At 71.1% G+C, this 25,254-nt stretch carries 17 protein-coding genes; 13 read left to right on the forward strand and 4 right to left on the reverse strand.

All coding sequences use genetic code 11. The features are described 5' to 3' along the window. Nucleotides 1-58 precede the first annotated feature (58 nt). On the forward strand, nt 59-1,855 hold the full coding sequence (locus ACE3Q8_RS16625) for an autotransporter assembly complex family protein (RefSeq protein ID WP_374471410.1): 1,797 nt from the start codon (nt 59-61) through the stop codon (nt 1,853-1,855). Next, nucleotides 1,852-6,021, forward strand: a complete 4,170-nt coding sequence (locus tag ACE3Q8_RS16630; RefSeq protein WP_374471411.1) for a translocation/assembly module TamB domain-containing protein — start codon at nt 1,852-1,854, stop codon at nt 6,019-6,021. Before ACE3Q8_RS16625 ends, ACE3Q8_RS16630 begins: the two co-directional genes overlap by 4 nt. Before the next feature lie 62 nt (nt 6,022-6,083). Here ACE3Q8_RS16630 and hspQ read toward each other — a convergent pair whose 3' ends face one another. Further along, on the reverse strand, nt 6,084-6,413 hold the full coding sequence (hspQ, locus tag ACE3Q8_RS16635) for a heat shock protein HspQ (RefSeq protein WP_374471412.1): 330 nt from the start codon (nt 6,411-6,413) through the stop codon (nt 6,084-6,086). A 159-nt stretch (nt 6,414-6,572) separates the two neighbouring features. On the opposite strand from hspQ, the gene ACE3Q8_RS16640 reads away from it, so the two are divergent. Both ACE3Q8_RS16640 and ACE3Q8_RS16645 read left to right on the forward strand, forming a co-directional pair. Further along, a complete protein-coding gene (locus ACE3Q8_RS16640; protein ID WP_374471413.1) occupies nt 6,573-7,643 on the forward strand; it encodes a Ppx/GppA phosphatase family protein in 1,071 nt (356 codons plus the stop codon). Further along, a complete protein-coding gene (locus tag ACE3Q8_RS16645; protein WP_374471414.1) occupies nt 7,640-8,383 on the forward strand; it encodes an RlmE family RNA methyltransferase in 744 nt (247 codons plus the stop codon). Before ACE3Q8_RS16640 ends, ACE3Q8_RS16645 begins: the two co-directional genes overlap by 4 nt. Here ACE3Q8_RS16645 and ACE3Q8_RS16650 read toward each other — a convergent pair. Both ACE3Q8_RS16650 and ACE3Q8_RS16655 read right to left on the reverse strand, forming a co-directional pair. After that, nucleotides 8,311-9,120: a DUF2189 domain-containing protein gene (locus ACE3Q8_RS16650; protein ID WP_374471415.1), complete on the reverse strand. Its 810-nt coding sequence runs from the start codon at nt 9,118-9,120 to the stop codon at nt 8,311-8,313. The genes ACE3Q8_RS16645 and ACE3Q8_RS16650 overlap by 73 nt on opposite strands. An 86-nt stretch (nt 9,121-9,206) precedes the next feature. Next, nucleotides 9,207-10,100 carry a LysR family transcriptional regulator gene (locus tag ACE3Q8_RS16655; protein ID WP_374471416.1) on the reverse strand — a complete coding sequence of 298 codons (894 nt, stop codon included), beginning with the start codon at nt 10,098-10,100 and terminating at the stop codon, nt 9,207-9,209. 53 nt (nt 10,101-10,153) lie between these two features. Between ACE3Q8_RS16655 and ACE3Q8_RS16660 the strand changes: the two genes are divergently transcribed. The 5 genes from ACE3Q8_RS16660 to guaA all read left to right on the forward strand — a co-directional run bounded on the left by ACE3Q8_RS16660 (nt 10,154) and on the right by guaA (nt 16,207). Further along, nucleotides 10,154-11,329 (forward strand): MFS transporter, encoded by a 1,176-nt coding sequence (locus ACE3Q8_RS16660; protein WP_374471417.1) that lies wholly within the window; start codon nt 10,154-10,156, stop codon nt 11,327-11,329. Between the two features lie 68 nt (nt 11,330-11,397). Next, nucleotides 11,398-12,855 carry an IMP dehydrogenase gene (gene guaB / locus ACE3Q8_RS16665; RefSeq protein ID WP_374471418.1) on the forward strand — a complete coding sequence of 486 codons (1,458 nt, stop codon included), beginning with the start codon at nt 11,398-11,400 and terminating at the stop codon, nt 12,853-12,855. Nucleotides 12,856-12,934: 79 nt separating this feature from the next. Continuing rightward, on the forward strand, nt 12,935-13,336 hold the full coding sequence (locus ACE3Q8_RS16670) for an MAPEG family protein (RefSeq protein ID WP_374471419.1): 402 nt from the start codon (nt 12,935-12,937) through the stop codon (nt 13,334-13,336). 6 nt (nt 13,337-13,342) lie between these two features. Further along, nucleotides 13,343-14,620, forward strand: a complete 1,278-nt coding sequence (locus ACE3Q8_RS16675) for an RsmB/NOP family class I SAM-dependent RNA methyltransferase (protein WP_374471420.1) — start codon at nt 13,343-13,345, stop codon at nt 14,618-14,620. Between the two features lie 9 nt (nt 14,621-14,629). Next, nucleotides 14,630-16,207, forward strand: a complete 1,578-nt coding sequence (gene guaA / locus ACE3Q8_RS16680) for a glutamine-hydrolyzing GMP synthase (protein WP_374471421.1) — start codon at nt 14,630-14,632, stop codon at nt 16,205-16,207. A gap of 85 nt (nt 16,208-16,292) precedes the next feature. Here guaA and ACE3Q8_RS16685 read toward each other — a convergent pair whose 3' ends face one another. Continuing rightward, complete coding sequence (locus ACE3Q8_RS16685) at nt 16,293-17,033, reverse strand: hypothetical protein (protein ID WP_374471422.1); 741 nt, start codon at nt 17,031-17,033, stop codon at nt 16,293-16,295. 151 nt (nt 17,034-17,184) lie between these two features. Between ACE3Q8_RS16685 and ACE3Q8_RS16690 the strand changes: the two genes are divergently transcribed. From ACE3Q8_RS16690 to ACE3Q8_RS16705, 4 genes are all read left to right on the forward strand, one after another. Then, nucleotides 17,185-17,355 (forward strand): DUF2274 domain-containing protein, encoded by a 171-nt coding sequence (locus ACE3Q8_RS16690; protein ID WP_374471423.1) that lies wholly within the window; start codon nt 17,185-17,187, stop codon nt 17,353-17,355. Between the two features lie 349 nt (nt 17,356-17,704). After that, nucleotides 17,705-18,862, forward strand: coding sequence for an FIST signal transduction protein (locus ACE3Q8_RS16695; RefSeq protein WP_374471424.1), 1,158 nt, complete (start codon nt 17,705-17,707; stop codon nt 18,860-18,862). A 106-nt stretch (nt 18,863-18,968) separates the two neighbouring features. Continuing rightward, the gene (locus ACE3Q8_RS16700) at nt 18,969-20,714 is read left to right on the forward strand and encodes an ATP-binding protein (RefSeq protein WP_374471425.1); all 1,746 of its coding nucleotides are present in this window, start codon (nt 18,969-18,971) and stop codon (nt 20,712-20,714) included. Continuing rightward, a complete protein-coding gene (locus ACE3Q8_RS16705; RefSeq protein WP_374471426.1) occupies nt 20,711-25,225 on the forward strand; it encodes an ATP-binding protein in 4,515 nt (1,504 codons plus the stop codon). Before ACE3Q8_RS16700 ends, ACE3Q8_RS16705 begins: the two co-directional genes overlap by 4 nt. Nucleotides 25,226-25,254 lie beyond the last annotated feature (29 nt).

The following is a 25,254-nucleotide window of genomic DNA, read 5'->3' on the forward strand; positions in this document are numbered from 1 at the left end:
TGACAGCCATCGAACGCGCCGCTAAACCGGGCCAGGGGCGCTCGGAGAAACTTGGGCTTTGAGTCGACTGGTTCATGCCGTCGCCGCCTCGGCGGCCCTTTGTGCGCTGGCCGCTGCGCCGGCGCGGGCTGACCAGCCGCGCGCCACCGTCGAGGGGGACCTCGAGCCCGAGCTGCGCGAGGCCATCCAGCGCGCGATCGGCGAGACCGACCGGCCGATCAGCAACCGCTTCGAAGCCCGCCGCCGCGCGCGCGCCGCCGCCGAGGACGCCATCGCGGTCCTCCGTTCGGAAGGCTACTACGCTTACGCCGTCGAGCCCGATGTGGGCGAAGCCGATCCGCCGATGGCGCTCGTCCGCGTGACCCCCGGCCCACGCTTCCGCATCGCCGAACCCAGGATCGACTGGGTGGGATCGCCGCCCGAGCCCCAGGCCGGGCAGGCCGCGTCCGCCGCACTCGAGCTGCAGCCCGGGCAGCCCGGCCGCGCCGCGGACGTCGTGGGGGCCGAGGGCCGAGCCGTCGCTGCCATCCAGCAGCGCGGCTACGCCGACGTCCGGGCCGAGTCCCGCGAGGTGATCGTCGACCATGCCGATCAGACGGTGCGGCCCACCTTCCGGATCGCCGCCGGCGACATCGTGCGACTGGACGGCGTCAAGCTGATCACCGACGGCCGCACCGATCCGGATTGGGTGAGCCGGCTGGCGCCCTGGCGCGAGGGCGAGGCCTACGACCCCGACGACGTGGGGGAACTGGAGCGGCGCTTGCTCGACGCGGGCGTCTACGACAGCGTCACCGTCGCCCTGGCGCCGGCCGCGGAGGCGACGCCCGAGGGCTATCGCCCGGTGGTGGTCAGCGTCGCCGAGCGCACCCGCCGCACCCTCGAGATCGGCGCCAGCTACGCGACGGAGGAAGGCGCCGGGGTCGAGGCTCGCTGGACGCGGTACAACTGGCTCGGCCGGGCCGACACGCTCTCGGTCCTCGGCCGCGTCTCCGAGCTGGACAGCCGGATCGCGCCCACCCTGTCCCTGCCGCACTGGCGCCGCCCGCAGCAGACGCTCACCACCGGCGCGGCGGCCTACCGGGTGCGCACGGACGCCTATGACGAGACGGGGGTGGGCGTCCGCGCCGACGTGACCCGCCGGTTCGGCCGGACCACCTCGCTGGTGCAGGGCTCCTATGTGACCCTGGGCGCGTCCGTCGACGTGAGCCGCACCGAGGAGCTGCGGACCGAGACGCTCAACCCGCTCGGCCGCGACCTGGTGACGGCCAGTGTGCTCGGCGACTTCTCTCTCGACCGCTCCGACGATCCGCTCGATCCCCGCCGGGGTTGGCGGGTGAACGTGCGGGCCGAACCCACCGTCATCGTCGGCGAGACCAATCTCCCGTACCTGCGGCTGCAAACGCAGGGCAGCGTCTACGTCCCGTTCGAGGAGGGCCGGACCGTCGCCGCCGGGCGGCTCCGGCTGGGCAGCATCGTCAACGGCCAGATCCCGCAACTCCCGGCCTCGCGGCGCTTCTACGCCGGCGGTGGCGGCTCGGTACGCGGGTTCGGCTACCAGGACGTGGGCCCGCGGCTGTCCGACGGCACGCCCCAGGGCGGGGCGGCGCTCTTCGAGGCCTCGCTCGAGTTGCGGCGCCGGTTCACGCCGCGCTGGGAGTTCGCCGCCTTCGTCGATGCGGGCTCGGTGGTGAGCGAGCAGACGCCGGCCTTCCAGGACCTGGCGATCGGCGCGGGCATAGGGGTGCGCTACCATCTGAACTTCGGCCCGGTCCGGGTCGACGTGGCCACGCCGGTCTCGGCCCGTCGCGGCGGCGCGCCCTTCCAGATCTACGTCAGCATCGGTCAGAGCTTTTGAGCGAGGCGTCCGAGACATCCGCGCCGGCCGAGGCGATCAAGCGCAAGCTGCTCCCGCGCGTGCTCGTCGTGCTGGCTATCACCGTGGTGGTCAGCCTCGGGGCGATCGTGATGGGGACCCGCTACGGCGTGCTCCTCCCCGAGGCCCGGCTGCTCATCGAGGCCCGCACCGATGGGCTGAAGGTCAGCCGCTTCGGCCGGCTGAAGATCGAAGGCCTGTCCGGCGACATCTGGCGCGACTTCCGGATCCGCAAGCTCACCATTCGCGACGAGAAGGGTGTGTGGCTGGAGGCCAATAACGTCCACATGACATGGCGTTACCTGGAACTCTTCAGGCGACGCTTCCACGCGGACAGCATCGAGGCCCAGTCCATCCGGCTGATCCGCCGGCCCACCCTGACCCCGAAGGGGAAGGACCGGGGGATGCCGGTGTCCTTCCATATCGACAAGGCCGTCGCCCGCGTCGAGATGTTGCCGGAGTTCAGCTACCGGCGCGGCGTCTACGACCTGAACCTGGCGCTCGACGTGCAGCGCCGGGGCGGGCGCACCGTGAACGCGCGGGCAGAGAGCGTCCTGCATCCCGGCGACCACCTCTACGTCGACGTCGACATGGGCGGCAGGGGGCCGCTCAAGGTGCGCGTCGATGCGCTCGAGGCGCGCGGCGGCGCGCTCGCCGGCGCGCTCGGCCTCGCCGCCGACCAGCCCTTCGCCATGGACGTGCGGGCGGACGGTCGCACGGCCGAGGGGCGGTTCACGGCGCTCGCCACGTCGGGCGAGCTCAGGCCGATCGTGGCCCAGGGCGCGTGGACGCCGGCCGGCGGCCAGGCGAGCGGCCGGCTGCTGCTCACCGCCTCGGAGCTCACCGCCGCCTGGGCGCGACGGGTGGGGCCGGAGGTCGTTTTCGACATCACGGGGCGCAAGGCCGGGGACGCGCTCTACGACCTGGCGGCGAAGCTGGACTCCGAGAACCTGGACGTGCAGGCGCGCGGCCGGGGCGACCTCGGGAAGCGGCAGATCGGCCCGCAGGGCGTGACGGTCACGGCGACGACGGGCGGGCTGTCGCGGATCACCGGGGGGCCGCAGATGGGCGCGGCGCGCATCAGCGGCGTGCTCACCGGGGGGCGCATCGGCTACCGGTTCGCCGGTTCGGGCGCCGTGTCGCAGCTCCGGCTGGGCGGCTACGGCCTCGACCAGGTGAGCGGGCCCCTCGAGGTGGAGACCCGGGCGGGCGCGGTGAACGTCGAAGCGACGTTGGCCGGCCGCGGCGGCTCCGGCTCCGGCTGGATCGCGGCGATGATGGGCGGCGCGCCCCGGGCGACGTTCGACGGCTCGCGTCTCGCCGACGGCCGGCTGTCCCTCCGGGAGCTCGAGGTCGACGGCAAGGGCCTCGACGTGGACGCGTCCGGCGGCCGCAGCCTGCTCGGCGGACTGAACTTCAAGGGCCGCGCCCTGCTGTCGAACCTGGCGGCCGCCCGGCCGGGCGCCGCCGGCCAGCTCACCGCAACCTGGTCCGCGAACCAGGGCGGGGCGGGGCGGCCCTGGGTGTTTGATGTCGACGCGCGGGGGCAGCGGTTCGCCACCGGCTACGCCGAGCTCGACCGGCTCCTCGGCGCGAGCCCGCGCCTGTCCGGCGAGGCCAGCCTGCAGGGCCGGCGCGTGGCGGTGTCCCGGGCCGCGCTGGACGGCGCGGCGTTCGACGCCGGCGCCTCGGGCGTGCTCGCGGCCGACGGGGGCCTCGCCTTCAAGGTGGACTGGTCCGCCAGCGGGCCTTTCCGCGCGGGTCCTGTGGAGATCGCCGGCCGCGCCCGCGGCGACGGCGCCGTCGGCGGCACTCTGGGCCAGCCGCGGGCGGACCTGACGGCCCGGATCGACGAGATCGACGTGCCGCGGCTGCCGCTGCGCGACGCCCAGCTCACCCTCAGCTTCCAGCGTAAGCCCGACGGCTCGTCGGGCGCCGTGGCGCTGGCGGCGCAGAGCCAGCACGGTCCGGCCCGGGCGCGCTCCGACTTCCGCTTCCCCGCGGGCGGGGTCGATCTCACCGGCCTCTCCGTCGACGCCGGTGGGCTGCGGGCGGAGGGCGCGCTGTCGCTTCGCCGTCGCACGCCGTCGGCCGCCGACCTTCGGCTCGAGGTCGGGCCGGGCGCCTTCCTGCAGTCGGGTCGTGCGGCGGGGACGCTGCGCATCGTCGACGCCGGCGGAGGCGCCCGTGCGGACCTCGACCTGACCGGCCAGAACCTCATGCTGGCGGGCGTCGGGGGCACGGCTATCCGGTCCTTCCGCCTTTCCGCCGACGGGCCGCTGTCGCGGCTGCCCTACGCGGCCGAGGCGCAAGGGGTGACCCGCGCGGAGCGGTGGAGCTTCGCCGGCCGCGGCGTGCTCTCCGACGCCAGTCCCGGATACGCGGTCAGCTTCGACGGCGGCGGGCGCCTCGGCGACCGCGACCTGCGCACGATGGAGACCGCGGTCTTCCGGGTGTCCGGGCCGGAACGCAGCGCCCGGGTGCGGCTGGCCGCGGCCGACGGGGGCAGGATCGACCTCGACGGGCGGCTGGCCGACGGCTCCGCCGACGTGCGCGCCCAGGTGGCCGGGCTGGGGCTCGGCCTGTTCGACGAAGACCTCGCGGGGCAGGTGCAGGCGACCGTAACCCTGCAGGGCCGCGGGGCGGCGCTCACCGGCCTCGTCGACGCGCGGCTCACCGACGCCCGGGGCCGCGGCCTGCCCACCAGCGCCGGGATCGACGGCACGGTGCGCGGCCGGCTGGCCGACTCGGCCCTCACGCTGGAGGCGGCGGCCACCAACGAGCAGGGCCTGCGGGCGACGACCTATGTCGTGCTGCCCACGGAGGCGTCGGCCGCCCCCTTCCGGCTGGCGGTCGCGCGCCAGCGGCCGATGCAGGGCCGGTTCGCCGCCGAGGGCGAGGTGCGGCCGCTGTGGGACCTGCTGATCGGCGGCGAGCGCAGCTTCGCGGGCCAGGTCTCCACCGTCGGCACGCTGGGCGGGACGCTCGCCGCGCCCCAGGCCGCAGGCCGGATCACCGTCGCCGACGGCCGGTTCGAGGATGGCCAGACCGGGCTTTCGCTGCGCCAGATCGCGCTGCGGGCGGACTTCGCCGACAGCGCCGTGAACGTCACCCGCGTCACCGGCGTCGACGGCCACGGGGGCTCGGTGGCGGGCGCCGGCCGCATCAGCCTGGCCCGCGCCGGGGTCTCCAGCTTCCGCCTGAACCTCGACAACTTCCGCCTGATCGACAACGAGCAGGCCACCGCCCACGCCAGCGGTCCGGTGACCATTGACCGGGGCTCCGACGGGCGCGTGCGGCTCTCGGGCGACCTCGGCATAGATCGCGCGGACGTCGCCGCCGACCTGCCGATCCCCTCAGGCGTCGTCGCCATGGACGTGGTCGAGCGGAACCGGCCGGTGGAGCTCGCCGCGACGCTGCCGCCGGTCACGCGGCGCGGCGACGGCTGGGCCCTGGACGTGCGCCTGCATGCGCCGGGGCGGGTGTTCCTGCGCGGCCGGGGCCTCGACGTGGAGCTGTCCCTCGAGGCGCGGGTCAACGGCAGCACCTCGCGCCCGCAGCTCAGCGGCACGGCGCGCGTGGTGCGCGGCGACTACCAGTTCGCCGGCAAGCGCTTCGACTTCGACGACCGCAGCGTCGTCTATCTCTCCACCCGGCCCGAGGATATCCGCCTCGACCTGACCGCGGTGCGCGACGATCCCTCGCTGGTGGCCGTGGTCCGCATCCGGGGCAACGCCGCCCGGCCGGAGGTCAGCCTGACCTCGACCCCCAGCCTGCCCAACGACGAGGTGCTGTCGCAGGTGCTGTTCGGCCGCTCGGCCTCGCAGCTCTCGCCCATCGAGGCGGCGCAGCTCGCCTCGGCGGTGTCGGCGCTGGCCGGCGGCGGGGGCTTCGACGTCATCGGCAACCTGCGCAGCTTCGCCGGCCTCGACCGGCTGGCCTTCGCGGGCGGCGGCGGGGACTCGGCGCTGACGGTGGCCGGCGGCAAGTACCTCACCGACGACGTCTATCTCGAGATCATCGGCGGCGGGCGCGAGGGGACGGCGGCTCAGGTCGAGTGGCGCGTGCGCCGGCACCTGTCGATCATCTCGCGGCTGACCCAGCAGGCGGGCACCAAGCTGGCGGTGCGCTGGCGGCGGGACTACTGAGGGCGCGAACGGCGTCGCCCGGAGGGGCCGCGCCAAGCGGAGCGACGGAGAAGGGTCTGCGCCTAGTGGCTGATCCGGGGGCGAAGCTTGTAATGGCCTTCCCGGAAGGACTCGAACAGCAGTTGCGCCTGCGGGTGGCCGACCGGCTGGCCGGTGTCGTCGGGGACGAGGTTCTGCTCGGAGACGTAGGCGACGTAGGAGCTGTCGTCGTTCTCGGCCAGCAGGTGGTAGAAAGGCTGGTCCTTGCGCGGCCGGATGTGCTCCGGGATCGACAGCCAGTACTCCTCCGTGTTGGAGAAGGTCGGGTCCACGTCGAAGATCACCCCGCGGAAGGGATAGACGCGGTGCCGGACCACCTGGCCGATCGCATATTTCGCGACGCGCGTGTTCATGGCTCGAATCTACCTCCTTTCTCCTGACCGGAAGGTGAACGTAACCCGCGCAGGGCGCCGATCAAAGGCCGCGCCTTCCGGCGCGCGAAGGGGCTTGCTACATTCGCCCTCGAAGTGAGGCGCGGCGGACGGGCTGCGCCTGCGAAGGACGGATGGTCCATGAACGAGGCGCCGAGCGCGCCCGGCGCACAGTGGCGTGGCCGGGAGAAGTCTGCGGGTGACCCGCCCTGCTACGCGGCCCTCGACCTGGGCACCAACAACTGCCGCCTGCTGATCGCGACCCCCGCCGGACAGGCGTTCCGGGTGGTGGAGGCCTATTCGCGGATCGTGCGCCTGGGCGAGGGTCTTGACCAGAGCGGCCGGCTCTCCGAGACCGCCATGGACCGCGCCCTGGGCGCGCTGAGGGTCGCCGCCGAGAAGGTCCGCCGCCGCCGGGTCGTGCGCCTGCGCGCCATCGCCACACAGGCCTGCCGGATGGCCGAGAACGGCCAGGCCTTCGTCGACCGGGTGTTCGCCGAGACCGGCCTTCGGCTCCAGATCATCAGCCCGCAGGAGGAGGCCCGGCTGTCGGTGCAGGGCTGCCTCAACCTGCTGGACCGCAGCCGCGACGCTGCGCTGGTGGTCGACGTGGGCGGCGGCTCCACGGAACTGTCCTGGGTGGACCTGCGCGACGCCCCGTCCGCCGGCCTGCCGCCCATCCGCGCGTGGCTGTCGGTCCCGATCGGTGTGGTCACCCTGGCCGAGCGCTATCCCGAAGGGGAGGGCGACACGGAGGCCTGGTTCCGCAAGATGGTCGACACGGTGAAGGCCGAGATCGCCGCCTTCCGCCGCGCCGACCCCATGCGCGAGGTGTTCGACGCCGACCGGGCGCACCTGGTGGGCACCTCCGGCGCGATCACCAGCCTGGCCGGCCTGCACCTGGAGCTGGAGCGCTACGACCGGAGCCGCGTCGACGGCATCTGGATGAGCCGCGAGCAGTGCGACGCCGCCGCCGGGCGCCTGTTGGCCCTCAATCCGCAGCAGCGGGCGGAGCAGCCCTGCATCGGCCCGGACCGGGCCGACCTTGTCCTGGCGGGCGCCGCCATCCTGCAGGCCGTGCAGGAGCTCTGGCCGTGCTCGCGGGTGCGGGTCGCCGACCGGGGCCTGCGCGAGGGCATCCTGCTGTCGTTGATGGCCGAGCGCGGCGGCCGCCGTCGCCGCCGTCGCCGCCCGAGGAGGGCCGCCGCATGACCGAACCGCCCCGCAAGCGCATGGTGAAGCCGCCGACCGGCGGCACGGCGGAGGGCCGCGCCAAGCCGGCGCGCCTGAAGACCGCCTGGAAGCGCACGCCCTCCCAGCAGGCCTGGCTCGAGCGCCAGATCAACGACCCCTTCGCGGCCAAGGCCCGCGCGCTCGGCTACCGCAGCCGCGCCACCTTCAAGCTCGAGGAGCTCGACGACCGGCTGCACCTGCTGAAGCCCGGGGCCCGGGTCATCGACCTCGGCCTCGCGCCCGGCGGCTGGACGCAGCTCGCGATCCAGCGCGGGGTGACGAACATCGCCGGCGTCGACCTGCTGCCGGTCGATCCGCTGCCGCCGGCCCACATCCTGCAGATGGACTTCACCGACCCCGCCTGCGGGCCGAAGCTGGTCGAGCTGCTGGGCGGGCCGCCGGACGTGGTGATGTCGGACATGGCCCCCAACACCGTGGGCCACCGTCAGACGGACCACCTGCGGATCATGGGCCTGATCGAGGCCGCGGCGGAGTTCGCGGTCGAGGTGCTGAGGCCCGGCGGCGCCTTCGTCGCCAAGGCCTTCCAGGGCGGCGAGACGGCCGAGGTGATCGCGCTCCTGAAGCGCCACTTCGCCGACGTGAAGACGCTGAAGCCGAAACCCAGCCGCGCCGACAGCTCCGAGGTCTATCTCGTGGCGACAGGGTTCAAGGGCCGCGCGGCCGCCGGCTCCGGCGCCTCGGCCACCAGCTCGCGATAGGCGCGCCAGCTCGCCAGGCCGAGCCACGGAAAGACGACGATCAGGGCGACGAAGGCCGTGGCGGCCGACAGCATGACCAGGGCCAGGATGACCAAGGCCCACAGCAGCATCGGGCCAGGGTTGCGCGATACGGCCCGAACGCTCGTGGCGACCGCGGCAAACACGCTGGCCCGCGGGTCCAGCAGCATGGGCGCGGAGACCGCCACCAGGACGAAGGTCCCGTAGGCGATGATCCCGCCGATGCCGCTGCCGACCAGCAGCATGCGCTGGCCCTCCGCCGTGGTCAGGGCGAAGGTCAGGAACTCGGGAATCGTCCGGTAGATCTGCCAGGTGGACAGGCCGTAGACGATCTGGGCGATGCGGCCCCAGAAGAAGTAGATCACGAGCAGCGCCAGGCCGAGGTAGGCCACGTCCTGCCGCAGCGCCTTGCGGACCAGCAGGAGGTCGAGGACCCGCGGGAGCTCGCCCCGGTCGAGCCGGCGGCCAGCCTCGTAGGGTCCCATGGCCAGCATCGGCGCCACGAAGACGAACCCGAAGGTGAGCGCCAGGACCCAGAACGCCGCGTTGGTGCGGTAGATCGCCCAGCTCAGCGCGAGGCTCGTTGCGGAGATCAACAAGCCGTAGAGGAGGAGGGGGCCAGGCGTGGTCCACAGGTCCCTCCACGCCCAGCCGAGCCAGCGGAAGGGCGCCGCCGCGTCGATCCCGCGCACCGCAGGCAACCGGCCGGTGGCTTCCATGTCTGTTCCTCCCTCGGATCCGATCGTCGCGCCGGATTCCGCAGGACGACGGTCGTCGCCGCCGCCCTGGCCGGCTTTGACCTGGATCAAATTCCCGGCGGCTCCGCGGTGCGGGCGCCTTCGGCCACGAGCCAGTCGCGGAACCGCGCCAACGGGCGGCCGACCGGTCCGGGCGCCGCCAGGAGCGCGAACGCGCTTTCTGAGCGGCGGAATCCGAGCGGCGCCACCAGCCGGCCCGCCTGCACCTCGGCGGCGCAGAGGGGCCAGGAGACGATGGCCGCCCCCAGTCCGGCCAGGGCCGCGTCCATGGCGAAATGCACGTGCGGGAAGGGGCGTTCTGCGGCGGGCGGCAGCTCGACCCCCGCCAGCTCCGCCCAGACGGGCCAGCCCTCCGGATGGGTGGCGGCGGAGAGCCGGGGCGCCCGCAATGGGTCGTGATCCCAGCGCGCCGCCGCCTCGGGCGACATCACCGCGCCGAGCGCGTTTCGGATGAAGGGCGTGCAGTTGACGTCGGCAAGCCGGCTGGTGGGCACGATACGCACCACGGCCTGGGCGCCGTGCTGGGAGGTGGCGTGCGCCGCCAGCTCCGAGAGGTGCAGGCGGATCCCGGGGTGCGCGGCCTGGAACGCCGGCAGGCGGGGGATCAGCCACTTCACCGACAGGGAGGCGTTCACCGCGACGTGCAGGTCCTCGCCGCCCGAGCGGACGTGGCGGACGGCCGCCGCGATCTGGTTGAAGGCCTCGGTGAGCGGCGCGGCGAGCTCGCGGCCGGCGGCGGTCAGCTCCAGTCGGTTCTTCGGACCTGTGAGCAACCGTACCCCCAAGGCCTGCTCCAGCGCCTTCACCTGCCGGCTGACGGCCGAGTGCGTGACGTTCAGCTCCTCGGCCGCCAGCGTCACCCGGCCGGTCCTTGCCACGGCCTCGAAGGCGCGCAGGGCGTTCAGCGACGGCGGCGCGTCCGATGTGAGGTTTTCGAACACAGCCTGCTCAATAAGTCGATTTTCTCTGCACGCCAACCTGGGCATCAGAGGCCATGTCGCACCGACCACAGAGCCTCGTCGTCGCCGGCTTCGGCCTTGGGCAGATCGCGGCCTTCGCGTGCAGCTTCTACCTGATGGGCGTGCTGGGCGATCCCATCGCCCGCGAACTCGACCTCCCGGACGCCTTCGTCTTTGGGACCGTGTCGCTATCCCTGCTCGTACCGGCCTTCGTGGCCCCGCGCGTCGCTCGCCGGATCGAAGCCGGCGGCGGCAAAGCGGTGCTGCTCGCCTCTCATCTGGTCTTCGCGCTCGGGCTGGCGATCCTCGGGATGGCCCAGCACGGGGCCTTGCTGGCGCTCGCCATGGGCGTGATCGGCCTTGGCATGGCGCTGGGCCTGTCGCCTACGCCGTTCGCGATCCTGGTGGGGCTTTACGGCGAGGCGGCGCGACGGCCGATCACCGGCGTGGCGCTGGTCGGCGGCCTGGGCTCCACCGTGGGCTGGCCGCTGACCGGCCTGGTGGCGGAGGCGCTGGGCTGGCGCGGGGCCTGCTTCGCCTGGGCGGCGGTGCAGCTCCTCGTCTGCCTGCCGCTGTCGGCGCTGGTCTGTCCCCCCGGCCACGCCACCGGGCCCAAGGCGGAGACGCCCCACGCCGAGGTGCGCTGGGACCGGCCGATGGTCCAGCTCACCGTGCTCTTCGCCTGCGCCTGGTTCGTCTCCACCTGCGTCAGCGCCCACCTGCCACGCCTTCTGGCGGCGTTCGGCCTGCCGATGGGCGCGGCCACGGCAGCGGCTGGCCTGGTGGGGATCGCCGCGGTGACGGTGCGCTTCCTGGAGTTCACCGTGCTCCGGCGGCTGCCGGCGGTGCTCACGACCCGTGTCGCCACCCTGCTGCATCCCGCCGGCGCCGCGGCGTTGGTGGCCTCGGGCGGCGCGGCCGGCGCGGCGCTGGCGATCGGCCAGGGGGCTGGCAACGGCATGCTGACGGTGGCCAAGGGCGTGCTGCCGCTCAGCCTCTATGGGCCGCAGGGCTACGCCTACCGGTCCGCCCTCATCGGCCGGCCCGCCACCGTCCTGCAGGCGGCCGGGCCCCTCGTCTTCGCCGTGGTGCTCGAGCGCTCGCCCCTGGCCGCGCTCGCGCTCACCAGCGGCCTTTGCCTCGTGATGTTCGCCATGACCTTCGGCCTCCGATCGGCCGTCATCAGACCCAGGAGCCCCGCAATCGCATGAATGCGCCGTTCGCCCTTGCCCCCGATGGGGGCGCCCGCGTATACCCGCGCCGCAAAACGGAGAGTCTCATGGAGATTCGCGAAGGGCTCACCTTCGACGATGTTTTGCTCGAACCCGGTCCCTCCGACGTCATGCCGACCATGGTCGACGTCGCCACCCGGTTCACGCGAGAGATCAAGCTCAATATCCCGCTCGTGTCCGCCGCCATGGACACGGTCACCGAAAGTCGTCTGGCCATCGCCATGGCCCAGGCGGGCGGCATGGGGATCCTGCACCGGAACCTCACCGTCGAGGAGCAGGCCGACCAGGTCCGCGAGGTGAAGCGCTACGAGAGCGGCATGGTCATCAACCCGCTGACCATCCATCCGGACACGCCGCTGTCGGAGGTCCGCCAGATCAAGGCCCGCAAGAAGATCTCCGGCTTCCCGGTGGTCGACGCGGCCGGCAAGCTCTGCGGCATTCTCACCAACCGCGACATGCGCTTCGAGAGCCGCGACGACGTCCCGGCCAAGGCGCTGATGACGACGGAGAACCTGGTCACGGTGAAGGAGGGCGTCGGCCAGGCCGAGGCCCGCGACCTGCTGCGCCGGCACAAGATCGAGCGGCTGATCGTGGTGGACGACGACTACCGCGCGGTCGGCCTGATCACCGTCAAGGACATGGAGAAGTCGGAGGCCTATCCGAACGCCGCCAAGGACGCGCAGGGCCGCCTGCTGGTCGGCGCGGCCTCCACGGTAGGCGACGCGGGCTTCGAGCGCTCCATGGCGCTGGTGGACGCCGGCGTGGACGTGGTGGTGATCGACACCGCCCACGGCCATAACGTCGATGTCGCCAAAGCCGTCGGCCGGGTGAAGCGGGAGTCGAATCGGGTGCAGGTGGTGGCCGGCAACGTCGCCACCTACGACGCCGCGCGGGCGCTGATCGACGCGGGTGCGGACGCCGTGAAGGTGGGGATCGGCCCGGGTTCGATCTGCACCACGCGGATCGTGGCGGGCGTCGGCGTGCCCCAGCTCACCGCCATCGCCGACGCCGTGCGCGCCGCGCGCGACGCCGACGTGCCGATCATCGCCGACGGCGGGATCAAGTACTCCGGCGACCTCGCCAAGGCGCTCGCGATGGGCGCCTCGGTGGCCATGATGGGTTCCGTCTTCGCCGGCGTCGACGAGGCGCCCGGCGAGGTGTTCCTCTACCAGGGGCGCTCCTACAAGTCGTACCGTGGCATGGGTTCGCTCGGCGCCATGGGGCAGGGCTCGGCCGACCGGTACTTCCAGAAGGATGTGTCGGCGCTGAAGCTGGTGCCCGAGGGCATCGAGGGCCAGGTCCCGTACAAGGGGCCGATCTCGCCCATCCTTCACCAGATGGTCGGCGGCCTCCGCGCCGCCATGGGCTATGTGGGCGCGGCCAACCTGGTGGAGTTCCGCAACCGGGCGAAGTTCATCCGGATCACGGGCGCGGGCCTTCGCGAGAGCCACGTCCACGACGTGATGATCACGCGCGAGGCGCCGAACTACCCGAGCCCGGTCTAGGGGGCGTCGATCAGAACGCGTGCGTCGGCCGGCGTCCCAGCGGGCGCCGGGCGGCCGCGCATTTCTCCGAGGGGGTCACATGGACACGACGGCGGTGGAGCTGAAGCTGCTCGGCGCAGCGATCGTGGTGGGCCTGGTCCAGCTCCTCTGGGCGGCCATCGCTTCGTGGAGCCAGCGCGACCTGCAGTGGGCGGCCGGCTCCCGGGACGAACCGCGCCCGCCGCTCACAGGGGGCCCCGGACGGCTGGAGCGGGCGTGGCGCAACTTCTTGGAGACCTTCCCGCTCTTCGCCGCGGCCGTGGTCGCTGCGGTCCTGCTGGCCAAGACGGGGCCGCTCACCATGTGGGGCTCGGCGGTCTATGTGATCGGCCGGGCGCTCTATGTGCCGCTCTACGTCTCGGGCGTGCCGATGGTCCGTTCGGTCGTCTGGGGAGTGTCCATGGTCGGGCTCGGCCTTGTCGTGGTGGCGATTTTCAGGTGACGATCAATGCGTGACGGCGGACGCCTCTCGGCGGCCATCGAGGTCCTGGGCGAGATCGAGGCCCGACATCGGCCGGTGCGTCTCGCGCTGAAGGCCTGGGGCGACGCCGCGCGTTACGCCGGCGCGAAGGACCGCGCCTTCGTTTCGGGCCTGGTGCTGGACGTGCTGCGCCGACGGCGCTCGCTCGCCTGGCGGATGGGCGAGGATTCGCCGCGGGCCGCCGCGCTCGGAGCCCTGCGCTTCCTCTGGGACTGGCCGCTGGAACGGATCGCCGACGCGGCGGCCGACGCAGCCCACGGCCCCGGCGAGCTCACCGGGGCCGAGCGCGCGTCGCTGGCGGCCCCGCGCAGCCTGCACGACGCCCCGGCGGCCGTGCGCGGCGACTATCCCGACTGGCTGGACGCCGGCATGGCGCGCGTCTTCGGCGAGGACCGCGCCGCCGAGGGCGAGGCCCTTGCGCAGCGCGCACCGGTGGACGTGCGCGTCAACCTGCTGAAGACCGACCCCGAGCGGGCATTGAAGGCGTTGCAGCCGCTGCACGCCGAACCCGTGGAGCTCCTGCCGACGGCGCTGCGCATGCCGGCGCTCGATCCCACCGCGCGTTCCGGCGCGCTGGAGGCCGTCCCGCAGTTCTCGAAGGGGTGGTTCGAGGTCCAGGACCTGGGCTCGCAGCTCGCGGCCGCCGCGGCCGGCGAGGTGAGGGGCAAGCAGGTCCTCGACCTCTGCGCCGGCGGGGGCGGCAAGACCCTGGCGCTCGCCGCCGCCATGGGGGCGACCGGCCAGATCTACGCCTATGACGCCGACGCCCGGCGCCTCGCCGACACCGTGCGCCGCGGTGAGCGGGCCGGCGTGCGCAATCTGCAGGTCCGCTCGCCCATCCACCCCGATGCGCTGAAGGGGCTGGAGGGCCGGATGGACGTGGTCTTCATCGACGCGCCTTGCACCGGCACGGGCTCCTGGCGGCGCCATCCCGACACCAAGTGGCGCCTGACGCCCGAGGCGCTGGCCAAGCGCCAGGTCGACCAGGACCAGGTGCTCGACGACGGAGCGCGCTTCGTGAAGCCAGGCGGCCGCGTGGTCTACGTCACCTGCTCGATCCTGCCGGAGGAGGACGAGGACCGGGTCGCCGCCTTCCTCGATCGCCATCCCGACTTCCAGGTCCGCCCGGCCTCGGACGACCCGAAGCTCGCCCCGAACCTCACGCCTGACGGCTTTCTGCGCCTTTCGCCGCGCGCCTCCCAGACCGACGGCTTTTTCGTCGCCGTGCTGGAGAAACCCCGCTAACGGAGCCCCATGACCGAGATCGTCCACCAAGCCCGGGATCACGAGCGGGTCCTGATCGTCGACTTCGGCAGCCAGGTGACCCAGCTCATCGCCCGGCGCCTGCGCGAGAGCGGCGTCTATTGCGAGATCCACCCCTACGACAAGGTGGACGCAGCCTTCCTCGACCGGTTCGGTCCCAAGGCGATCATCCTCTCCGGCGGGCCCGCCAGCGTGCACGAGGACGCCAGCCCCCGCGCGCCGCAGCGGGTGTTCGAGATGGGCGTGCCGGTGCTCGGCATCTGCTACGGCGAGATGACCATGTGCGCCCAGCTCGGGGGCGCCGTGGAAGGCGGCCACGACCGCGAGTTCGGCCGCGCCGAGATCAACATCCAGGTGGGGAGCCCGCTGCTGGAGGGGCTGGGCGACCTTGGCCACACCGAGACCGTCTGGATGAGCCACGGCGACAAGATCACCGCCATCCCCCAGGGGTTCGAGGTGGTGGCGACGTCCGAGGGATCGCCCTACGCGGTGATCGCCGACGAGGGCCGGCGGTTCTACGGCATCCAGTTCCACCCCGAGGTGGCGCACACGCCGCGCGGCGCGCTGATCCTCCGCAACTTCACCCACCGGATCGCCGGGCTGAAGGGCGACTGGACCATGGCGTCGTATCGCCAGGAGCAGATCGCCAAGATTCGCGCCCAGGTGGGCGACGCCAAGGTGATCTGCGGGCTCTCGGGCGGGGTCGACAGCTCGGTGGCCGCGGTGCTGATCCACGAGGCGATCGGCGACCAGCTCACCTGCGTCTTCGTGGACACCGGCCTGCTCCGCAAGGACGAGGCGACCCAGGTCGTCACCATGTTCCGGGATCACTACAACATCCCGCTCGTACACGTTGATGCGTCTGACCTTTTCCTGGGCGAGCTCGAGGGCGTCACCGACCCCGAGACCAAGCGCAAGACCATCGGGCGGCTGTTCATCGAGGTGTTCGACCGCGAGAGCGCCAAGATCGAGGGCGCTGAGTTCCTGGCCCAGGGCACCCTCTATCCCGACGTGATCGAGAGCGTGTCGGCGAGCGGCGGCCCCTCCGTGGTCATCAAGAGCCACCACAACGTCGGCGGCCTGCCGGACTACATGAAGCTCAAGCTGGTCGAGCCGCTGCGCGAGCTGTTCAAGGACGAGGTCCGCGCGCTGGGCGTCGAGCTCGGCCTGCCGCCCCAGTTCGTCGGCCGCCACCCGTTCCCCGGACCGGGCCTGGCCATCCGGATCCCCGGCGAGATCACCCGCGAGAAGGTGGCCGTGCTGCAGGCCGCCGACGCCATCTACCTCGACGAAATCCGCAAGGCCGGCCTCTACGACAGCATCTGGCAGGCCTTCGCCGTCCTGCTGCCGGTGAAGACCGTCGGCGTGATGGGCGACGCCCGCACCTACGAGCACGTCCTGGCGCTGCGGGCTGTGACGTCTACGGACGGTATGACGGCCGACTTCTTCGAGTTCCCCTGGGAGGTGCTCGGCAGGTGTGCAACGAGGATCATCAACGAGGTCCGGGGCGTCAACCGCGTGGTCTACGACGTCACCTCCAAGCCCCCCGGCACTATCGAGTGGGAGTGACGGATAAAACATTGAGTAAAGACAACCGGTTAAGTGGGCTCGTTGACGATGTAGGCCGAACCATTCGGCTCTGCTAGAGCGACACTTAGCCAAGCGTTCCAGCGGCAACGCTGTCGGCCGCATCGAGCACTTCGTGTGTCCTGCCCTGGCGCAACGCATCCACTCCGGTCGCACCTTCCAGCTCCGGATGGCGCTGAACGAGGAAGCGGTAGACGCTCCACGGGCTGTCGCCGAGCTTATCGAGAAGCTGCGGGATAGCGGCGAAGGGCTTGCCGTTCTCGTCAACCTGCCAAGCGGGGAAGCGGAACCCACGGCGGGCGCCGTCCACCGCCAGCACCTCATGCCTCTGCCGCTTCGCATTCACGGTCACGCGGCTGACGCCGAGCAGCTCCGCGAAGGCGTCCGCGCTCAGCATCTCGTCGCCGGCCAGGATCTCCGCCACCCGTAGTCGGCCGCGCTCGCGGGCCGCAGCCAGGGCCGCATCCAGATCATCAGCATCATCGGCGCGGTCGTTCCCGACTTGCTTGGTGTCGTCCGCGATCGTGGCCTTGGCGTGTACGCGCGGCTGGCCTTTGGGATCGACTTCGACCCAGAAGCCGGTGCGTCGACCGCTCTCGCGGCTCTCCGTTATGCGCTCACTCAGCACTTCCAAGACGGCGCGGACGCCCGACTTCCGTGGATTGAGGGCCTGGACGGATTTCGAGGGCAGGGGGACCGAAAACTCGCCCTTGCTGTCGCGCACCGTCGTGCGCGGCTGACGCGCCACGTCGGCTTTGGTCACGTAGCGGCCGGCGCTGCGGCCGGCTGACGATGCCTTCTCTGCCATGGGTGGTCCTTTCGCCACAACCTGAGCGTTTGTCAATTCCGTTAAGTTCGTAAAGTTCCGACGACTGCTGCCGTCGGCTCCGGCGGATGGCCGCCGTTGTGCGTCGGAGCGCCCCCCGCGCGCCTGCCGGTGCCCCCAGCCGAGTTCGCAGATGCGCTTGGGCTTTCCGACGTTCACGCAGACAGGGCGCTGCAGGGGCGAGGCGCTGGCAGCCCAGGGCGGTCGAGCGCTCGAACCCGCCAAGCTGATCGTGCCGATGCTGTCCAGGTTCATGAACACCGATCGCGCGTGCACGCGCTCGAAGCGTTTCGCCGACGGTTGAGACACCGCTAGGAGGGCAGGGGCGGCTGATGACGGTCGCTGCAGGACGGCACGACAATCATGAGTTTCCGCGCATTAGCGGGGAGTGCTCACATGTCGCATGAGCCTGGAAGCGATCGTCGCGAGCTGACGATGCAGGGTCCGCAGCGGCTAGCTAAGCGGCTCATCGACCTCGCCTCGCGCAGGGCCTGGAACTGTACTAGAGCGGCTTTCGCCTGCCGCGTAGCTCGCGATCGCCGACCAGCTCCAGGATATCGGCACAGTCGTATGGAACCTAAGCAATGCAGCCGCGTTGGAGCGTCTACGGCGCAGCCTGTGAGGGCGCGGCGCTACGGGCGTTGGGGGAAAGTATGAAGGCGACAATCGCGGCCACGGCGCTCGCCGAGGCTGATGGTGCGGCCGATGCTCTGGCCGACCAACTGTGCGGCCCGGCTGGAGAACCGCGCGCGGTGGTGCTCTTCGCCGCGCCGACCTTGGACCACGCGGCCCTGCTGAGGCGATTGCGGAGTCGAATGCCTGGCGCGCTCTTGGTGGGCGCATCCTCGGCCGGTGAGTTCGCGAACGATCAGCTTGGGGAGGGGATGGCCACAGCGCTCGGCGTCGCGGGCGACGGGTTTGAGGTCCGCGCCTCCGCCGGTCGCGGCATCAGCGTAGACGCGAGGGCGGCGAGTGAACAGCTTGTCGGAGGCTTCCTGGGCATCGACGACCTGCGCCCAGGCTACCGCAATGCGCTGGTGATGACGGACGCCTTGGCGGGCTACGCGGATCGCCTCTTGGACGAGCTCACCCTGGCGACCGCGGGCCTTTACCAGTTCTTCGGGGGCGGCGCGGGCGACAACGCGCAGTTCCAACGCACGGCGGTGTTCCTCGGCGAAGAAGTGCTGACCGACGCGGCCATCGCGCTTGAGATCGTCTCCGACAAGCCGATCGGCGTCGGGGTGAGCCATGGCTGGGAGCCGGCGTCGCCGCCGCTGCGTGTCACCGCCGCCGACGGACTGAAGCTCGTCAGCCTCAATGGCCTCCCAGCCGCGGAGGCCTTCCAAGCCCACGCGCAGCAGACGGGGCAGGCGCTCGATCCAGCGGCTCCCATCCCGTTCTTCCTCCACAACATCCTGGGGATCGAGACGGGCGGCTCCTACCGGCTCCGGGTCCCGCTGGCGATCCAGCCCGACGGCTCGGTCGTCTGCGCCGCTGAAATCCCGGCTAACGCCCTGGTGCGGGTGATGCGCAGCACGCAAGGCTCCACGGTCGAGGCGGCCGAGGCGGCCGCGAACGCGGCCTTGGCCGCAATTGGCGAACACCGCCCGCAGGCCGCTCTGTTCTTCGACTGCGTCGCCACCCGCCTGCGCATGGGGCAGGCCTTCAGCCGAGAGCTGGCGGCGGTGCAGGATCGCCTCAGTGGCGTCGATCTGATGGGATGCAACACCCACGGGCAGATCGCGCGCGCGGAGGGCCAGTTCGCCGGCTTCCACAACTGCACAGCCGTCGTCTGCGTGCTGCCGGCCTGAGGTGTCGGGGCCAAACGACATCCGTAGGCTGGTCGAAGCGCTGGGTGATCCGCCCGTCCGCTCGACCGCGGCCCACGCCTTGGCCGGCGCACTCGGCGCGGAGGCCTTGCTGATCCTTCTGGCGGACCCTGAGGCGGGCGCCCTCACGCCGGCACCGGGGTTCCATGCGACGCTGCCGGGTGGACCCAGCTGGCGATCGTTCCTCGCCGCCTGCCGCAAGCCGGGCGAGCTCGTCACCGAACTTGCGTATCCCACATTGGCGGATCGCAAGCCTGCGCGCGCCTTTGCATCCGAAGGGGGTGCTGTCGTCGCCCTTATCGGGGGTGCGCCATCCCTGTCGGCCTCCGCGCTCCACGACGAGCTTTCTCTGTTGATCCGGTTGTTGATGACCGAACGGAGCGCCGCCTCGGCGGCCGGTGCGGCGGCGGCGGCGGCGGAAGCCCACCAGCAAGCGGCCGCGGTCGCATCGGTCCTGGACCGCGCCCGCGCCCGGTTGGCGCAGCAGAGCGCGGAGCTGCAAGCTGCCCTCCGGCACGCCTCGCACCTCAACGAGGAGCTGCGTCAGCTCACCGCCAGCCTCGAGTCGCGCGTCGCTGCAGAGATCGCCGAACGGCTGGCGGCCGAAGAGCAACTTCGCCAAGCCCAGAAGATGGAGGCCATCGGGCAACTCACCGGCGGCGTGGCCCACGATTTCAACAACCTGCTGACCGTGATCCTTGGCGGTCTTGAGCAGATGGAACGGCAACTGGAGAAGCTGCCTGACGACGCCACCCTGGCGCGGCTGCGGCGGTCGAGGGATATGGCCCAGCAGGCAGGTCAGCGCGCCGCCACCCTGACAGCGCGTCTGTTGGCCTTTGCGCGTCGGCAGGCGCTCGATCCGAAGCCGATTGACGCCAACCGCTTGATCTCCGGACTAGCGGATCTGGTAGCGCGCACCCTGGGCGAACAGGTCAAGGTTGAGATCGTGACGGCGCCCGGCCTCTGGACCGCGCAGGCTGACCCCGGCGAGCTCGAGAGTGCGGTCCTCAACCTTGCGGTCAACGCGCGCGACGCCATGCGGGAAGGCGGTCGTCTGACCGTTGAAACCGGAAATGTGTTCCTGGACGAGGATTACGTCGCCGGCCTCGCTGAGCCGGTCTCGCCGGGCCAGTACGTGATGATCGCAGTGACCGACACCGGTTGCGGAATGGATTCGGAGACCGTGGAGCGGGTGTTCGAACCCTTCTTCACGACCAAGCCCGTGGGCCAAGGCACAGGCCTGGGGCTGAGCCAGGTCTACGGCTTCGTCCGGCAGAGCGGGGGGCACGTCCGCATCTATTCGGAGGTGGGTGAGGGAACGACGGTCAAGATCTACCTGCCGCGGGTGCGGCAGGGCGCGGAGGAGGCGCCCCCCGCCAAAGCTCGGCGCCCGGACGGCGGCGACGAGACGATCCTCGTCGTCGAGGATCATGACGCCCTGCGGGACTACTCGGTCTCCGTCCTGACCGAGCTTGGATATCGCGTCTATGAGGCCGGGAGCGGTCCAGTGGCCCTTGAGCTCCTCGACCGCGCGCCGCACGTCGACCTGCTCTTCACCGATGTCGTTCTCCCCGAGGGCATGGATGGCCGCCGCCTGGCCGACGAAGCGCTGCGCCGAAAGCCACACCTCAAGGTGCTGTTCACAACCGGCTACAGCCGCAACGCCATCGTCCACAACGGTCGGCTCGATGCGGGCGTCCAGCTCGTCGCCAAGCCCTTCACCTTCGAAGCGCTCGCTCATAAGGTCCGCGCCGCGCTCGACGCCTCCGGCCCCGCACTTGACCTGATCGGCCGCCCGGCGGCCGCGCCCACGAGCTCAGGAACGCCCGAATGAACGACACCGAAATCCTGTCCGAGCCGCGTGACAGACTTTCGCTGAACTTCCTGGCCGGCGGCGGAGAGATGGGCGCCCTGATCCGCGCCCATGATTGGAAGAGTACGCCGCTGGGTGCGCCAGAAGGCTGGCCGCAAAGCCTGAAGACCGCCGTGCGGATCATGCTGACCTCGCGCCAGCCGATCTGGATCGGCTGGGGGCCGGACCTGATCTACCTCTACAACGATCCGTACAAGTCGATCATCGGCGGCAAGCACCCGTGGGCCCTTGGCCGCCCGACCTCTGAGGTCTGGCGCGAGATCTGGCCGGACATCGGGCCGATGTTGGCGACCGCGATGGGCGGTCTTGAGGGCACCTACGTCGAGGAGCAGCTCCTGATCATGGAGCGCCACGGCTACGCTGAGGAGACCTACTACACCTTCTCCTACAGCCCGATCCCGGGCGACGATGGACGCGCCGGGGGCATCATCTGCGCCAACACCGACGACACCCAGCGGGTGATCGGAGACCGCCAGCTGAAGCTGTTGCGCGAGCTCGCGGCCCAGACGGCCGACGCCCGCTCCTGGCGCGAGGCGTGCGAGCGCAGCATGGTCGCCCTCGCCACCGACCCGCACGACGTCACCTTCGCGCTGCTCTATGTCATTCCGCCGGGCGGTGAGACGGCCAGCCTTTGCAGCGCCCGCGGCCTGCCGGCAGGACATGCTGCGGCGCCCGTCAGCCTCGATCTGGGTGACTTCGCCCCCTGGCCGGTCGCCTCGGCGCTGCGCGGCCAAGAGCCGGTCTTGCTCGACGACCTCGCGTCTGTCCTGGGCGAGGATGCGCCGCAGGGCGCCTGGGACCGCCCGAGCGTGCGGGCCGCTGTGCTTCCGATCCCTGCGTCCGGCGAGACCGGCCGCGGCGGCGTGCTGATCGTGGGGCTCAACCCCTATCGGCTGTTCGACGACGGCTATAGAGGCTTCCTGGGGCTGGCAGCCGGCCAGATCGCCGCCGCCATGACGAATGCCGACGCCTACGAGGAGGAGCGCCGCAGGGCCGAGGCCCTTGCGGAGCTGGACCGCGCCAAGACGGCGTTCTTCTCCAACGTCAGCCACGAGTTCCGCACGCCACTGACGCTCATGCTGGGCCCGCTCGAGGAGTTGCTGGCGAAACCGGACGCTGATCCCGAAACCCGGAGCCAGGTTGAGCTCGCGCACCGGAATGGCGCGCGGCTGCTGCGGCTGGTGAACAGCCTGCTCGACTTCTCACGCATTGAGGCCGGCCGGGTTACGGCGATCTATCAGCCCACAGACCTCGCGAGCTTCAGTGGCGAGATCGCCTCCAGCTTCCGCTCGGCCATTGAGAAGGCGGGCCTGCGCCTGCTGCTGGACTGCCAGCCCTTGCCCGAGCCGATCTACGTCGACCGAGAGATGTGGGAGAAGGTGCTCCTCAACCTCATCTCGAACGCCTTCAAGTTCACCCACGAAGGCGAGATCGAGGTGCAGGTGGCGCCTTCGACGGTAGGCCGCGCCGTGGTGGTCCGGGTGCGGGACACCGGGATCGGCATTCCGCCGGAGGAGATGCCCAAGCTGTTCGAGCGCTTCCACCGCATCGAAGGCGCGCAGGGCCGAAGCTTCGAAGGCAGTGGCATCGGCCTCGCGCTCGTGCAGGAACTGGTGCGCCTGCATGGCGGTGAAATCACCGCCCAGAGCGCCCCGGGGGAAGGCACGACCTTTGAGGTGCGGCTGCCCTTTGGGGCCGCCCATCTACCTCCCGAGCATGTCCGCGAAGAGGTGGCGCCCGCCTCCGGCGGCGCCCGCGCGCACGAGTATGTCGAGGAGGCCCTCCGCTGGCTGCCTGAGGTGGCGCCGCAGCTGGAAGCCGCCGGCGAGCTGTCGACCCCTGGCCTTGGCGCGATCGCGCCGGATGCCGCGGGCGACACCGGCGCAGGACGCCGCGTTCTGCTGGCCGACGACAACCACGACATGCGGGCTTACGTCTGCCGGCTGCTCGAAGGCCAGGGCTATGTGGTGGACGCCGCCCCTGACGGTGAGGCTGCACTTGCGCTGGCGCGGGCGGCGACCCCCGAGCTTGTGTTGACCGACGTGATGATGCCGAAGCTGGATGGGTTTGGCCTGCTTCGGGAGATCCGCTCAGACCCCGCGCTTGCGGGCGTCCCGGTGATCATGCTGTCGGCGCGCGCCGGGGAGGAGGCCAAGGTCGAAGGCCTCGAGGCGGGCGCCGATGACTATCTCATCAAGCCGTTCGCCGCGCGAGAGCTGCTCGCCCGGGTGCACGCGAACATCCAAATGGCCGAGGTGCGGCGGGAAGCCAACCGCGCCGTGTTCAGGAGCGAGCAACGGTACCTGATGACCCAGGACCGGCTCACGCTCGCGCTTTCGACGGGCCGGGTCGCCGTATTCGAATGGTCGGTGGACAGCGACCGCCTCGCCATTCAAGGGCCCCTGGCGGAGGTCTTCGGCGTGCCGGCCGAGGACGCCCAAGTTGGACTGCCCCTGCAGGCCTTTTTGGATGGCATCGACCGACGCGATCTCGACGGCGTCCTTGCCGTGCTGAACCATTCGATCGAGACGGCTGAGCCCTACGAGGCTGAGTACCGGGTCCATGGCGCCGGCGCCGAGCGGACAGTCGTCGCCCGCGGGACCGTAGAAACGGACGCCCAGGGCGGCAAGCGGATGGCTGGCGTGGTGATCGACATCACGGAGGAAAAGGCCGTCAGCGCCGAGCTGCGCGAGGAGACCCGTGCGCTGCAGATCCTGAACGAGGCCGCCGCAGCGATCTCCGGCGACCTCGACCAGGGTCGTGTCGTCCAGGCCATCACAGATGCGGCGGTCGAACTGACGGGCGCCCAATTCGGCGCGTTCTTCTACAATCTCGAGGACGAGCAGGGCGAACGCTACACGCTCTACACCCTGGCAGGGGCGCCGCGGGAGGCGTTCTCCCGCTTCCCCATGCCGCGCAACACGGCCGTCTTCCATCCGACTTTCGCCGGCGAAGGCGTGGTGCGCTCCGAGGACATCACGAAGGACCCGAGGTACGGCAAGATGGCTCCGTATCACGGCATGCCGGAAGGCCATCTGCCGGTCCGCAGCTATCTCGCCGTCCCGGTGAAATCCCGGACCGGCGAGGTGCTCGGCGGGCTGTTCTTCGGCCACTCCGAACCCAGCGTGTTCGAGGCCCGCGAAGAGGCCCGGATCGTCGGCCTCGCCAGCCAAGCAGCCATCGCCCTGGACAATGCCCGCTTGTTCGAAGCCGCGCAGCGGGAACTGGCGCAGCGGCGGCAGGCGGAGGCCGAGCTCCAGCGCCTCAACACGACGCTCGAGGAGCGGGTCGCCGAGGAGGTGGCGGAGCGCACCAAGGCCGAGGAGGCTCTGCGCCAGGCGCAGAAGATGGAAGCGGTCGGACAGCTCACGGGCGGGGTCGCCCACGACTTCAACAACCTTCTGACCGTGATCATCGGCGGCCTGGACGTCATCAAGCGCAGCAAGCCGAGCGACGAGGCGCGCATCAGCCGCGCCGCCGACATGGCGCTGCAGGGCGCCCAGCGAGCCGCGAGCCTGACGGGGCGCCTCCTGGCCTTCTCGCGGCGCCAGCCCTTGGAGCCTAAGCCGCTCGAGCTGAACGGCCTCGTGCGCGACATGACCGAGTTGCTGCACCGGACGCTCGGCGAGCAAGTCGAACTCGAAGGCGTGCTGGCGCCGCGCCTCTGGCGGATCGAGGCCGACCAGAACCAGCTCGAGAGCGCCATCCTAAACTTGGCGGTCAACGCCCGGGACGCGATGCCGGACGGCGGCAAGCTGACCATCGAGACCGCCAACACGGCGCTCGACGAGGGCTACTCCGCCGTCGACGCCGAGGTGGTGCCCGGCCAGTACGTGATGATCGCGGTCAGCGACACCGGCTCCGGCATGCCGAAGGATACGCTGGCACGCGTGTTCGAACCCTTCTTCACCACCAAGGAGGTGGGCAAGGGCACCGGTCTCGGCCTCAGCATGGTCTACGGCTTCGTCAAGCAATCCGGCGGCCACGTGACCATCTACAGCGAGGAGGGCCAGGGCACGACCGTGAAGCTCTACTTCCCGCGGTACCGGGGCCAGAGCGAGACAGCCGATTCCCCTGGCGCGTCATCCGCGCCAACCAGCTGCGAAGGCGAAGTGATCCTGGTCGTCGAGGACAACGAAGACGTCCGCGCCTACAGCACGATGATCCTCGGCGAGCTCGGCTATCAAGTCCTGGAGGCGGAAGACGCAGACGCCGGCCTGGAGATCCTGAAGACAGAGGAGCGGATCGACCTGCTGTTCACCGACGTCGTGCTCCCGGGCAAGAGCGGGCGGGTTCTGGCAGACGCCGCAGCCGAACTGCGGCCCGATCTCAAGGTTCTCTTCACGACCGGCTACTCCCGAAACGCCATCATCCACCACGGCCGACTGGACGCCGGCGTCGAGCTCATCTCGAAGCCGTTCACGTTCGAGCAGCTGGCGGCCCGTGTGCGCGATCTGTTGGATCGGACCTGATGGGCTTGGAGACGAGATCGCCTGATCGT

Origin of the sequence: Phenylobacterium sp., assembly GCF_041913825.1 — a bacterium.
GTDB lineage: Bacteria > Pseudomonadota > Alphaproteobacteria > Caulobacterales > Caulobacteraceae > Phenylobacterium.